This is a genomic window from Jeotgalibacillus sp. JSM ZJ347, assembly GCF_044383825.1.
GTDB lineage: Bacteria > Bacillota > Bacilli > Bacillales > Jeotgalibacillaceae > Jeotgalibacillus.
In genome coordinates this window covers 251,874-265,645 of the sequence record NZ_JBISEN010000003.1, presented here as the reverse complement: position 1 = coordinate 265,645, position 13,772 = coordinate 251,874, and the positions used below count along the sequence as shown (strand labels likewise).

The 13,772-nt window shown below is 43.1% G+C and carries 12 protein-coding genes; 6 read left to right on the top strand and 6 right to left on the bottom strand.

The features are described from left to right. Positions 1-191: 191 nt before the first annotated feature. The 5 genes from ACH6CZ_RS12445 to ACH6CZ_RS12425 all read right to left on the bottom strand — a co-directional run bounded on the left by ACH6CZ_RS12445 (position 192) and on the right by ACH6CZ_RS12425 (position 4,443). Complete coding sequence (locus tag ACH6CZ_RS12445; RefSeq protein WP_374097774.1) at positions 192-1,160, bottom strand: phosphotransferase; 969 nt, start codon at positions 1,158-1,160, stop codon at positions 192-194. Positions 1,161-1,248: 88 nt separating this feature from the next. Continuing rightward, positions 1,249-1,845 carry a hypothetical protein gene (locus tag ACH6CZ_RS12440; protein WP_374097773.1) on the bottom strand — a complete coding sequence of 199 codons (597 nt, stop codon included), beginning with the start codon at positions 1,843-1,845 and terminating at the stop codon, positions 1,249-1,251. Further along, complete coding sequence (locus tag ACH6CZ_RS12435; protein WP_374097772.1) at positions 1,842-2,048, bottom strand: helix-turn-helix transcriptional regulator; 207 nt, start codon at positions 2,046-2,048, stop codon at positions 1,842-1,844. Before ACH6CZ_RS12435 ends, ACH6CZ_RS12440 begins: the two co-directional genes overlap by 4 nt. Positions 2,049-2,352: 304 nt before the next feature. Beyond that, a complete protein-coding gene (locus ACH6CZ_RS12430) occupies positions 2,353-2,964 on the bottom strand; it encodes a flavin reductase family protein (protein ID WP_374097771.1) in 612 nt (203 codons plus the stop codon). Then, positions 2,965-4,443: a glycoside hydrolase family 32 protein gene (locus ACH6CZ_RS12425; protein WP_374097770.1), complete on the bottom strand. Its 1,479-nt coding sequence runs from the start codon at positions 4,441-4,443 to the stop codon at positions 2,965-2,967. It abuts the gene before it with no gap. A 284-nt stretch (positions 4,444-4,727) separates the two neighbouring features. Between ACH6CZ_RS12425 and ACH6CZ_RS12420 the strand changes: the two genes are divergently transcribed. The 6 genes from ACH6CZ_RS12420 (at position 4,728) to ACH6CZ_RS12395 (ending at position 11,353) form a co-directional block, all read left to right on the top strand. Continuing rightward, positions 4,728-5,708 (top strand): nuclease-related domain-containing protein, encoded by a 981-nt coding sequence (locus tag ACH6CZ_RS12420; RefSeq protein ID WP_374097769.1) that lies wholly within the window; start codon positions 4,728-4,730, stop codon positions 5,706-5,708. 304 nt (positions 5,709-6,012) lie between these two features. After that, positions 6,013-6,396 (top strand): GntR family transcriptional regulator, encoded by a 384-nt coding sequence (locus ACH6CZ_RS12415; RefSeq protein WP_374097768.1) that lies wholly within the window; start codon positions 6,013-6,015, stop codon positions 6,394-6,396. Then, the gene (locus ACH6CZ_RS12410) at positions 6,393-7,298 is read left to right on the top strand and encodes an ABC transporter ATP-binding protein (RefSeq protein ID WP_374097767.1); all 906 of its coding nucleotides are present in this window, start codon (positions 6,393-6,395) and stop codon (positions 7,296-7,298) included. Before ACH6CZ_RS12415 ends, ACH6CZ_RS12410 begins: the two co-directional genes overlap by 4 nt. Beyond that, on the top strand, positions 7,270-9,258 hold the full coding sequence (locus ACH6CZ_RS12405; protein WP_374097766.1) for a hypothetical protein: 1,989 nt from the start codon (positions 7,270-7,272) through the stop codon (positions 9,256-9,258). Before ACH6CZ_RS12410 ends, ACH6CZ_RS12405 begins: the two co-directional genes overlap by 29 nt. Positions 9,259-9,329: 71 nt before the next feature. Beyond that, the gene (locus ACH6CZ_RS12400) at positions 9,330-10,022 is read left to right on the top strand and encodes an ABC transporter ATP-binding protein (protein ID WP_374097765.1); all 693 of its coding nucleotides are present in this window, start codon (positions 9,330-9,332) and stop codon (positions 10,020-10,022) included. After that, complete coding sequence (locus ACH6CZ_RS12395) at positions 10,019-11,353, top strand: ABC transporter permease (RefSeq protein WP_374097764.1); 1,335 nt, start codon at positions 10,019-10,021, stop codon at positions 11,351-11,353. The genes ACH6CZ_RS12400 and ACH6CZ_RS12395 overlap by 4 nt, the downstream gene beginning before the upstream one ends. Positions 11,354-11,391: 38 nt before the next feature. On the opposite strand, the gene ACH6CZ_RS12390 is transcribed toward ACH6CZ_RS12395, so the two are convergent. Beyond that, positions 11,392-13,701 carry a bifunctional diguanylate cyclase/phosphodiesterase gene (locus ACH6CZ_RS12390; RefSeq protein ID WP_374097763.1) on the bottom strand — a complete coding sequence of 770 codons (2,310 nt, stop codon included), beginning with the start codon at positions 13,699-13,701 and terminating at the stop codon, positions 11,392-11,394. Positions 13,702-13,772: the final 71 nt, after the last annotated feature.

The following is a 13,772-nucleotide window of genomic DNA, read 5'->3' as shown; positions in this document are numbered from 1 at the left end:
GGTTCGGAGAAAAAGTCGTGTTGTTCGTAGAAACGTGGAGTATGTTCTTAGAAAAACATGGCTCGTTCGGAGAAAAAATGGGATACTTCTTAGAAAAATCGAGAAGTTTCTTAGAATAGTGTAAATAGACCTATCCCGCAACCATCCCTATGTAAAATGAAAACCCGCTGGCCCATCCAGCGGGTTTTCATCTATTCACTCTTAAACCCTCTCACATCCGCCGCAAGCTGACCGAAAAAGTGATTCATATTCTGCTCATTAATCCAGGCGCGTCCCCAAACATCTTCGTTTGCCGCCAGTACGCCCATAAACCAGATCCTGCGGGCCGCTACAAAATAAGGAAGTGCTTGTTTATCTGCTTCTTCTATCTTCCGCACACTTTCATACCCATTTAAAAATGAGCGCCAGCATGTTTTTTCCTGCTGTGGATAATTGTTTTTCAGGTTCCACCAGAACACGGCGATGTCATAAGCGCGGTAACCAACACCGCAACAGTCATAATCGAAAGCCTCGAGCGTACCATCATGTAAATGGAAGTTAAAGTTATGGAAATCCCCGTGGCAGAATCCATAAGAAAGTTCTTTGTTTTCAGCCACTTCTTTGACCTTACTGACCGCTTCATGTAAAAGCGTTTCCTGCTCCTCCGTCAGCGCATGGCCGAGACGCTTCATAATAATTGCAACAGGCGCTTTCAGCAAATGATTGATATTCAGTTCGTATCCTCTGCTGTAAGCGGGTTTAAACTTATCAGTAGCATTGTGCAGATTTGCAAGCGCACGGCCGATTCTTCCGCTGTTTTCTTCTGTAATCTCAGGCCGCTCTCCTTTTGAATAAGTGAACATGACGCCATAGCGCGTGCCTTCAGGTGCTTCAATTTTCGTTAAATACTGCCCGTCCTTCCGTTTAACCGGAACGGAGGAATGAATCCCTTCATGCTGCGCGAATTCAATTGCTTCAAGCTCAAATAAAATCGCATCTTCTTCACGCCATCCTTTACGGTAGACACGGAAAATATAATTGTCCTCATTCGTTTTCAGCACATACGTATCGTTCAGACCACGTGCTAAAAACAGACATTCTGTTACATCAGGAAGATCATAATCATGAGCCAGATCTTGTATCGTTTGTTCGCCAATCAGTGAATGCTTGATGTGGATCATATCGACTCAATCCTTTCAAACGTGTTTACTTTATACATTCTAGTTTTTTATCAAAACTCCTTCTTCCTAAGCAACCAAGCTAAACTTTTTACCTTTTGTATTCTCTTATCCAAACAACCCCGTATACAAGGGTTGGAATGATGATTGCACTCACAAGCAAGTAGACAGGATAAGCAGGCATAATGTCCAGAAGGAATGGATTAAGAATCATTGCCACAATTAAAAGCGGAACAGCTATTCCAACTGACTTATAAGCTGACTTCGTTGCACTCCGCGTAATCTGAACTTCACGCTCATCCGACTCTTGAAATTCCGTCATATCCATCGCAAATACATGAAACGATTTGGAGCGGTCACGTGTTTTAAAGCTGTAGACCATCCATGGAATCGCAAAAGCAAATAGGAGGATCCACGGAATCGTATTCATGGTGACGCTGACTGTATCAGTTTCGGTTTGACCTGTTTCCATATTCGTTACTTCCTGATATCCTTCAAAAGTAATTCCATTTAAACCAATTGACATAACTGATGACACACCAACAGTCTTGCCGAATACATCATCAACAGCAATCGCCTTATACCCTTCATCAATTTCCTTCATCGTATGAATCGTACTGCTTACGGCGACCGCTACCAACACATAAAAAATCACACTGCATATCGTCTCGATTAATACCCGCCTCACTGACCTTCCTCCTTTGTAAAAATAGACTCCACTGCTTCACCAAATACTTCTGCAATATTTAAAGCCAGCAGAAGCGAAGGCGTGTAGCTCCCCTTTTCAAGCGACACAATCGTCTGCCTTGTTACACCAATCCTTTTGGCGAGGTCTCCCTGCGTCATACCATCCCGCGCTCGGAGCTCTTTCACCCGATTTTTAATCGCCATTTGATCTCCTCCAAAATATGTTAGTTAGATTGTAAAGTAGACTTGTCATTTTGTAAAGTTGATTTTACTTTTAGTAGTGTTGGTTAATTGACTAGTGTAGGGGGTTCAACGCAAAACATGTATTGTTCGGCGTTTAGACGTTGTGGTTCGACACTTAACAAACTTGTTTCGACACTCAGCGGTCCCTGTTCAACACTCAAACGCGTATGTTCGTCACTTAGGGTAATATGACCCATACATTACCCTTTTCACAAAACACAAAAAACCGGAAAGCATCCCCGCTCCCCGGTCATGATAAACACTACTATTTCGGTCTCTCCAGCGAAAACATCTCACCCAGCTTCGCGTAATGACTGCCGGCGAGCCTGCTCACCGCCTTCAGCTCATCTGCATGAATGCGTCCCTTTTCATAAATCGCCTCATCAATATGAAACCGCACAATCCGTCCAATCAATAAGTCTGCAGCAGGCTTTCCATCATTCCCGCCAAGCTGAACGTTCTGCTCGAGCACGCATTCCATTCTGAACCTGGATTCCTTCAAGCCAGGCACACTCACCATTTCACTCTCAACAGGCGTTAGTCCTGCCAGCTCAACTTCACTCTCATCAGCCGGCAGATTCGCTGATGTCTGATTCACCTTTTCGACGTTGGATTCATCCACAATATGAACAACAAACTCTTTTTTAAATTCAGCGTTCCGCGCTGTATCCTTCTGCTCGCCTTCTTTTCGCTGAATGGACACTGAGATCATAGGCGGGTCAGCAGATACAATATTAAAATAACTAAACGGTGCTGCATTCAAAACACCTGTTTCAGATTCAGTTGTCACAAATGCGATCGGGCGGGGAATAATCCCGCCTGTTAAGAGCTTATAGTTATCGCGTTCTGATTGGTTTTCGGGGTTAATAGATAACAATTAAATTCCTCCTTTAGATGAAAAAGCTGAATTTAAATCCCACTTCCAAAGCCGCTCAATTACAGCCTCACCCTCTACTTCAAACTCAATGCCATCCGACGTTTCTTCCGGATAAATACGGGCTGTCATCACAGCCTCGCCATGATTAATAAAGATCTCAGCAGAAGACTGATCAAGGAACAAGTGTAGTGTTAAACGATCCTGCTCCTTTACTTCTACTGATCTCATGCCGGTGACACCCGCACCGGATGCACTACGGTCGAGCGTGATTGCAGATTCCTCTCTCGACCAGCTGAGAACCGTTTTCTCAACATTGCCGCAACGGAAGTTTACATTAAAAGCGTCTGCATCCTTCACATTGACTTCAAGCTTCATCTCAAGGCTTGTGCCGCTGACTGAATCAAACGTTTGTTTAGCTGAAATGGTTTCATTTTCAACGTACACTGCCTCTTTTCTCAGCTCAGCAAGCTCCGGCAATGGCTGAACAAGGAGACGTTCACCGTCAGGTACAAGCACGCGTGGAATCGTCATCGCACCGCAGAACCCATGCGCCTGCGTCGGCATCTCACTCTCCCACATATCCATCCAGCCGATCATCACGCGCCTGCCCTCCTGATCCTCAAGTGTCTGCGGCGCGTAAAAATCAAATCCTGCATCCAGCATATGAAACTCTCCGTGTGTAAATTGCCCCGTCTCATAATCCAGCTCCCCAAGCACATACACCGCCTGATGGAGATTATGAAATTTGTTACCTTCAGGCTTCACGCCCTGCGGTGACATGACCAGCACATCTTTTTCGCCTAAATGAAAGAAGTCCGGACACTCCCACATAAATCCGCCATTCCCTTCTTTCTTGGCTGAAACCGCTACGAAATCCCAGCTTATAAGATCATCAGATTTGTAAAGAAGCACTTGTCCTATGTGATCCTTCGTTCTTGAACCAAGCACACAATAATATGTACCCTCACGCTTCCAAACCTTCGGATCCCTGAAATGAAACGGATGAACATCACCCTCAGGCGCTTCACTGATCACAGGCTTCTCCCATTTCGTAAAATGAATGCCGTCATTGCTTTCCGCAACCATCTGCACCTGCTTCAGGTCGGTATCATGATCCGGTCCCGTCCACACGTTTCCCGTATACATCGCAATCAGCTTACCATCCACCTCAATCGCGCTGCCTGAAAAACAGCCATCCGCATCATCAGACAAACTCGGCGCAAGCGCCACAGGGAGGTGCTCCCAGATCACCAGGTCTCTGCTCACCACATGCCCCCAGTGCATCGGCCCCCACTCCGGTGAAAACGGGTGATGCTGATAAAACAAATGATACTCGCCATTAAAATAAGAAAAACCATTCGGATCATTCATCCAATACACCCGCGGCGCCACATGAATTCGCGGATACCAGTGATGCCCCCGCGCCTCATGTTCTTTCTCCTGAATCGAAGCCTCCGCAATCTGAATCTCCTTCTCCATACCGTCACCTGCTTTCGGGTTGTTGGATTTATTTTAGCACTTAGTGGGGTGCAGTTGGGAAACTGGGGGTTGTTCGTTCAGGAGATTACGTGTGAGGTTCATAAAATTATTATCAATGTTCCTGAAATAAACATTGTGGTCCAGGAGATTTTGGCCTCTGTTCCGGATATTGTGTCATTATACCTATAACTCGAAACCTCTTATATAATAAAAAAATTATGATGTTTCTCTATCATAAAAATGTATAATATGTATAATCAAAAAGAATTGGAGGTAAATTTAAATTGATTTCCCACTCTAGAAAACCCTCTATCCGTGCCCACGCATATGAACTACTTGCCAGACACCTACCTGACTATCACCCCTCCAAACACGACATTTTAAAAGATGCTTCAATGATCAGAGCCGGTGAATATGGTGAACAAAGGATTGACCAGTTTCTTCAGCAGTTTTCATCCCCCGAATTTCTCATCGCATTAAACTTAACTCTTCCTTACGAAGGCGAAACCATTCAGCTTGATCATCTTGTTATCACTCCATTTTTTGCCCTCACAATTGAAACAAAACACCTCAAAGGACATATTAAGTTAGATTATGAAAATGGACATATGTTCCGAAATGAAAGTGATAACTCTTTATCGACTTGGGTGCATCCATCAGTTCAGGCAGAACGTCACCAGGCCGGACTTTTGTCTCTGTTCAAGAAAATCAAAGTCGACCTTCCCGTTTACTCCCTTATTCCTTTCACACACTCCAGCGCTCATTTAGAAGCAGTCGGAACTACTACTCTCCTCCCCAAGAATTTATTCAGAGCTGAACGTTTTACAATGAAACTAAGAGAATTAATAGAGACTAATTGTGATAGATTGTATGAAAATGCAGAGTTGAATAACATCGCAAACTACATTATTAGTTATGAGGTAACTGAAAAAATTTATGATGTGAGAAAGAAATATAACCTCTGTTCCGACTCTCTAAAATCAGGCGTCTGGTGTCATGCATGTGAACAACTTTCAGCAGAATGGATTTCGCAGCGCTTCAGATGCAATTTGTGCGGCGAACCATGCGATGAAAGTTATTTAGACAGCCTTTATGTATATCTGACGTTTATTTCTCCAACAATCTCCAACCGTCAGGCTCGTAATTTGCTAAAAGGATGCAACGCTGATACTGTGAGATACCTTTTACACAAAGCAGATTTGGTTCCAATGTATAAGACCAGCAAAAGAGTTTACAAGTTGAGAGTTTCCCACCGCGAGGATTAAGCCTCGCGTTTTTTGGTGTTTACACCTGGGCATATGTACCCTATCTCATGGACCACCATAATAATCTTCTGAACGATCACGAAAATCTCCGGAACACTATGGGTATTTTCATGAACCTCACACGTAATCTTCTGAACACCCCATGTAATCTTCTGAACACCCCATGTAATCTCCTGAACCAACCCCCAGTTACCCAACTGCATCAAGGGCTAAAAAATTTTTCCAAAACCATATTGACCAACCGTATCAACCGTATTACAATTAATAGTACAGATAATACACTAATATTTGGAGGAGGGTGCGGATGTTTACGTTGGATACGCGCAGCCGGGTGCCGATTTATGAGCAGCTGATGGATCAGCTGAAGACGCTGATGATCCGGGATTTGCTGCAGCAGGATGAGCAGTTACCTTCTGTCAGGAGTCTGGCACAGGAATTGACGATTAATCCGAATACGATACAGAAAGCGTATCGTGAGCTTGAGCGCGAGGGATTCATTTATTCCGTTCCTGGAAAAGGCAGTTTTGTGGCACCGTTACACAATGATGGGAATGAGGAGAGATTGGAGATGTTGAGACAGGACTTAGAAAAAATTGTGAGTGAGTTTTTATTTTTGGGCGGATCTAAAGAGGATCTCATTCATCTGATTCAAAAAATTGAAGTAGCAGAACGGGAGGGTGAAAAATGATTCAGGCAACCGCAGTTAATAAACGGTTTGATAATCTGCAGGCTGTTGAGAATCTCACACTCCATGTTAAAAAGGGATCCATTTATGGGCTGCTCGGATCAAATGGTGCCGGTAAAACAACCCTCCTTAAAATGCTTGCAGGAATTTACAAATATGACAGCGGTGAAGTAAAAATTGCTGATAAAACAGTGTTTGAAACACCAGAGACAAAGCAGCACGTACTGTTTATCCCGGATCAGCCGCACTTTTTGCATCAAACTTCCCTGAATGATATGGCGGGTTTTTATAAAGAAGTGTATGTGCGCTGGAATGAAAAGCGGTTTCAGCAGCTGACGAAGCATTTCAGAATGAATCCGGATAAGAAACTGACAAGGATGTCTAAAGGGATGCAGCGCCAGGCTTCCTTTATCCTTACGCTCTCTGCGATGCCGGATGTACTGATTTTGGATGAGCCGTTTGACGGACTGGATCCGGTGGTGCGCCAGCAGATGAAGAATGCCATTTTGCAGGATGTGGCGGACCGCGGACTGACGCTGATTGTATCTTCACATAACCTGCGTGAGATGGAAGACTTTTGTGATTACGTCGGGATTATGCATAATGGCGGACTGTTATTTGAACGGGATCTGGATGAATTGAAGACAGATATTCATAAGCTGCAGATCGCATTTAAACAGCTGCCTGAAAAAGAAGCATTCCTGAGCGGACTTGATGTATTGCATTATGAAAAGCGCGGCAGTGTGCTACTGGTTATTGTAAAAGGTCGTGAGGAAGAGATTCTTCCTTATGTAGAAAGCTTTCATCCGGCGATTTTTGATTTACTGCCGTTGACACTTGAAGAAATCTTTATTTATGAGCTGGGAGGTGTTGGCTATGAGATCCGGAATCTTATTGTGGAATAAGGGACTGTTCAGACAGCAGCTGAGAGCTGTTACGTGGATCGGCGTATTTTTATCACTTGCGCTTGTGATTATGCTGCCGCTCAGTATGTTTATCCGCGAGATGACGTTGCGTAATGATCAGTTTTTCGGTGGATACGCAAATTATGATGGGATTTTAAATCCGCTGTTTGAATTCTCAATTCCTTTTCAGCTAATGGCATTCTGTTCATTTCCAGTACTGATCGGTATTATTCTGCTGAACTTTATGACGAATAAATCGGCAACGGATTTCTTTCACAGCCTTCCTTTCAAAAGAGGAACGATCTTAACAAATGTCTACATCACTGGTGCTATTACGTTGTTTGTTCCACTTGTGATTACAGGAATTCTGACGGCTGTACTGTACCCTTTCCTGACGGATCAGTTCTATACGATCCCTGATATTTTCAAATGGATCGGGCTCTCTTATCTGATTATGCTGTTTATGTTTATTTTGACAGTTGCGGTTGGGGTTTTTGTTGGAAATGCACTGCTTCACGGAGCGTTGACGTATACAGTAATTATTGTACCGGCGCTGATTATTCTTTTGGCACTGACGAATCTGCAGTATTACGTACAGGGTCTGGCGCTGACAACTTATACGGAAATGCTGCTGACAAACGGTATTTTCTTTGGCAGACTGATTGAATTAACGCAGACGCCGTTCAGCCTGCTTGAATATCTGGTCTACACGCTGATTGCTGCTGCGCTTATCGCTTTCTCATATTTTGCTTATGCGAAGCGCCCTTCAGAGGCGACTGATCAGACGATTGTATTTCCGTTTTTCCGCTATGTTTTCTTGTATAGTCTAACACTTTTTGTCATGCTGATCTCAGGCTTTTACTTTACAGAAATCCAGCAGGGCAGCTTTATTTGGACGATTGTCGGTTACATGCTTGGTGCATTTATTGCCTACACCATTTTACAGATGATCCTTCAGAAAACACTGCGTCTGACGTGGCCATGGAAAGGATTTGTTGTATACGCGGTTGTGGTTACACTACTGATTATTCCAGTGAATCTGGTGGCAGGCTTTTATGAAAATAAGGTACCTGATGCTGGCGCAGTAGAATCGGTTGAGATCACAAGTCCAAATTCACGGAATAACTTCTCTTATTATGAAGAAGGAACAGAAACGCCTTCACTAACCAATCCTGAAGCAATCGAGATGGTCACTGCGATTCACGACCAGCTCATTGATCACACATATAACAGGCTTGCAGGTAACTGGAGTACAGTATCAATTAACTATACGCTTGAAGATGGCAGTACATTATCAAGAGAATATGATGTCGATTATGATTTCTTAAAAGAAGTCACATTGGAATTAAGAAGCACACAGACATTTAAGGAAGCATACGACCCAGTCTACTTAGCTTCAGCAAGTGATCAGCTGAATTATATTATGCTCTATTCGAATCAAAACGGTGAACCGATCAGAATTGCCGACGAAGAAGAAATGCAGGAACTGATCGCTGCCATGAAAGATGACCTTGAGGTTCTACCTTCTGAGGAACTGGCGCTGGATTGGAGTCCACAGTCAGCGGGTGAAGTGCAGTTCTCGATGAATCTGCCTTATGATTATCATGCAGGAATTACAAAAAACCATGAGAATACGATTGAGTGGATGAATGAGAACGGCTACGGCGATGCACTATTTCTACCTGAGAACATTGAAGAAGTAACAGTTGCCAAATCCGAAGGAAATGAATTTTTCCGGGAAGTGGATACCATTGTTTATGAGAACAGGCTTTCACCGGATGACTTGAATGTACCAACGATTACAATCACGGATCAAGAGCAGATCGAGGAATTATTTGATCTTGGTGATTCCAACAGCTATGGGGATTATACAATATTTTATCGTGTAAATGACGGCTACAGCTTCCTTGGTTTAAACGAGTCGGAAGCCCCGGAATTTATCACAAGCCAGTTCGACTAATTGAATGAAAGGGATCTGTTTTCAGGGTCCCTTCTTTCTTTTTGCCAAAAATGAGAAAAAGGAGTGTTAGTATGATTGAAATTAACCAGGTAAGCCATCAGTTTCTGCTGGGTAAAAAGGGTCAGCAGTCCCGTCTTGATGTGTTGAAGAATATTTCCTTTCACGTAAATGAAGGAGAAATTGTATCAATTATCGGCCGCAGCGGATCCGGAAAATCCACTTTGCTGAATCTGATTAGCGGGTTTATCCACCCTTCTGAAGGTGAAATTATCATTCTGGATGAAAAGGTCAGTGAGTTTACTGAAGAGGAATTTGCTGATTTCAGATTAAAAAATATGGGCTTTATTTTTCAGAGCTTTCAGCTGATTCCGAGTATGACGGCCTACGAGAATGTTGAGCTGCCGCTTATCTTAAAAGGAATGTCTGAGCAGGCGAGAAAGCAGATGACGCTTGATATGCTGAAGACGGTTGGTCTGGAAAACTTTAAGGATCATTATCCAAGTGAACTCTCAGGCGGTCAGCAGCAGCGCGTCAGTATTGCCAGAGCACTGATTCTTGAGCCGCCGCTGATTTTAGCTGATGAGCCGACAGGCAGTCTTGATAGTGAAACGGAAGCAGACCTGCTGGCATTTATTAAAAAACTGAATAAAGAGCGCGGGATCACATTTGTCATCATCACACATGATGATGAAGTCGCTAAAATCGGTGACCGGACGATTGAAATTGCTGATGGTGAGCTTGTCAGAAGCGGGGTGTTGGTATGAAGTTAAAAGATCAGTTCCGTTTTATCAGACAGAATATGAAGAAAAACAGAATGCGGGTATTTATGACGATTCTTGCCTCTGCGATGAGTGTGGCATTTCTGATTGTGCTTGCTTCTGTTGCATTTGGACTTCATAATACGGTCATTAAAGATACGATTGAATCTCCTGAAGTGACACAGATTGAAGTGGCAGGGAAAGATACGGGGAATGGAAATGTTGAGAGCCTGACTGATGACAACATTTCAACGATCGAAGCGCTTGAGGGCGTGAATGCTGTGACACGCGCAAAAAATATAATGCAGGAAACACGGTATTTGACTGAGGGTTATGAAATCTCCACGCAAACTATGCAAAGTCATTTTCCTTCGATGGAAAATGCCGGTATTGAATTAAGCGAAGGTACAATTCCAGAAGCGAAGGATGAAGTAGCTGTTGGTTATCATTTTGTGCTGAACCTCATGAAGGATGACGTTGATCCGGAAAAAGTTGAATATGACGAAGACGGTAACCTTTTACCGGAGTATCGCTTTTCAAATGACATCATCGGTCAGACTTTCGATCTTGAGTTTAAAAGAATGGAAGATGGAGAAGAAATTACTGAAACCGTTCCTGTCACAGTAACAGGCGTGCTCGAAAAGCCAGGTCGCGAGTGGGCATGGGATCAGAACGTTTATATTACTGATGAAAAGCTTGCTGAGATTGAAGCGGTTACCGGTACATCCAAAGCGATGCTTGCGGATCCGGCTAATGCTGAAAAAGACAATGGCTACGACAATGCCACTGTCTATGCAGATGATCTTGAAGCGGTTAAAAGTGTGATGACATCTCTTGAAGAAGACGGATACTATGTGTATTCGATTGTGAGTGAAATGGGACAGATTAATACCCTGTTTAACATTGCCAAAGCAGGACTGATTTTTATCGGAACGATTGCGATTTTGATTGCGTCAATCGGAATTTTCAATACCATGACGATGGCTGTGACTGAACGCGCACCTGACATTGGTATTATGAAGGCAATCGGGGCAAGTCCTAAAGTAATCAAGCGGATCTTCCTGCTTGAAAGTACGTATATCGGACTGGTCGGGGCTGTAATAGGAATTGCTGTTTCTTACGTAATCAGTATTGCCGTGAACTTTGCACTGCCAATGATTTTAGAAGCTGCTTTCGGTGAAGAGCTGCCGGCAGGATTGCAGTTTTCATCCATTCCATTCAGCCTGGTACTGATTGCAGTTGTAATCTGTCTCGGTGTCACGATGCTATCCGGCTTAAGACCGGCGAAGCGGGCGACTGAAATTGATGTGTTAAAAGCAATGCGACGCGAGGTATAAAACAAGAGCAGGGCCTGATGGCTCTGCTCTTGTTTTATTTATTTACTAGAATCAGCAGCAACCTGACTGTAAGCTGCTTCCTGCGCGAGTAACAGCGCAACTTGTTCCGGCTTCAGCGGCTTACTGAAATAAAATCCCTGAATGTTTGAAGAACTGTTTTTTCTAATGAATTCGGCCTGCTCAGCCGTTTCAACACCCTCTGTAATGACATGCATCCCTATTCCATCCAGTAATTGATAAAGACCTTTGAGGAGCTTTGTGTCAAACTCTTCTGATGGGACATGCTGAACGAATGAACGATCAATTTTAACAACGTTGACCGGCATATTTTTCAGGTTGAACAATGTTGATGTTCCTACCCCGAAATCATCTAAAGCTACTCTGACATGTTTATTCCTTAGTTCTTTAGCAAATTCAATAATTTCACCATCGAAAAAGAATATATCACTTTCAGTTATTTCAATCTGTAACTGTTCCGGCGGGAATTGGTATTGTTCGAGTAACGCATCTAATTTTTCAAGAAAACGATTTTTATTTCTCATCTGCATTTTTGAAACATTTACAGCAACACCAATCTGACCAAGACCGTTTTCACGCCATGCGACGGCCTGTCTGATACTTTCTTCGAGCACCCACTCACCAATGTCGCTGATAAAACTCCCATTTTCAGCGATTGGAATGAAGACATTTGGTGGTATTCTCCCTTTAATCGGATGATCCCACCTGATCAGTGCCTCAACCCCAATCATTCGATCTTTTGAGGCAGTGTAGACAGGCTGATAGTCCAAATACAGTTCACCGTTCTTCAGCGCAAATTTTAAATCATTTTCAAGCATCAATGTATTTTTGTACTCTAGGTCTTCTGCAAGACTGTGATAATATACAATCTGATTTTTCCCTTTCCGTTTGGCTTCATACATGGCGATATCTGCTGCCTGAAGCACTTCATCGAATGTCTGCCCATCAGCAGAATAATTGGCAATACCTACACTGGATGTAATAAAAGTCTTCATATCATTCAGTTCATAAGTCTGCTTCAATTTCCCAACCATGTACTCAGCGCGCTGTTTCAGCTGCTCTTCATCATGATTGTAAAGGAGCATTAAAAACTCGTCCCCGCCCATTCTTGCAATGATTTCTTTGTCATGATCTACAAACTCACTTAAGCGGTCAGCTACTTTTCTTAATAGCATATCTCCCATTTTATGACCCAGGGAATCATTGATTCTTTTGAATCCATCCAGGTCAAAAAACATAAAAGCAATATTTACCTCCGTTTGTTCTGTCAGTGCCTGAAATGCTTCAATGACACCATAACGATTCAGCAAGCCGGTTAATTGGTCACGGGTAGCCATCTGGGCCATTTCTTCGTGCGCGTATTCAGCAGAAGCAAGTACTCCATTAATTGAGTGCCCCAGGTTATGAATTTCATCATTGTTATGCAATTGCCACTCTACTCTTGACGTGAAATCTTTTGACTGACGGATCTGATTCAATTGCCTGGATAACCCTGTAACCCTTGATATCATGATGCGATTCAGCATAATATATAAAACAATTGCAATAATTGACAATAAAGCTAATAAATAACCCACAAAATTTGTAATCACGTCTCTTTTAGTCAGGTAGTAGCTGCGGGGTTTATCCACAGTCAGTGTCAAATAACTATCTCCATTAGAGCTCCGGAACACCATTTGTCCTTCCATTCTCTGCTCGCTGACACTTCTGATCGACCTGCTTCGACTAGGTATTTCTCCCGTGCTTACCGATGCAGTCATATCCAGCGATAGATCGTATCCCAGTCGCTTAATGTAATTCTCACTGATATTTCTTGCAAGAATCACCTTCCCTGCATCGGGTCCAATACCTGAAGTCGGCAATATGCGCTGAACTGAGACAGTAAAAAATGAATCATTTGCGCCTATAAAATAATTATTAAGTGAGGGGGTCAGTTGATATAACTGTTCAGTGAGGAGCGCTGCTTCTTCTCTTAATCCGTAGCTCCGGTCCAGCAGAATGTCGTCTTCATCGCTTACAATCATCATTCGCCATATTCGATTATTCATAAATGTATTCTCATCTATATTCGAAGCGATAAAACCGGACTGCTCTCCAGTGGCGAATTCGTACATATCATCCCATTGTGCCCAGTCTTGATTCAGACGGGTAAGAAGCTCCTTTTCCATTTGAATTGTATTATGGACTCTGTCCAAATCTCTAACCATACTTTCTTCATCCATAGATAACGCATCGGATAACAGCATCGGTCTGATAAATGTCGTTAACAATAACAGGAATAAAAACATACTTCCTGCGATGACGATGAATGTCTGTTTCTGAAGCTTCATACCCTCACCCCAATCCTAGGACCCATAAATAGTACTTTATATTTATTTTACGACAAGCTTTCTGATAGTCA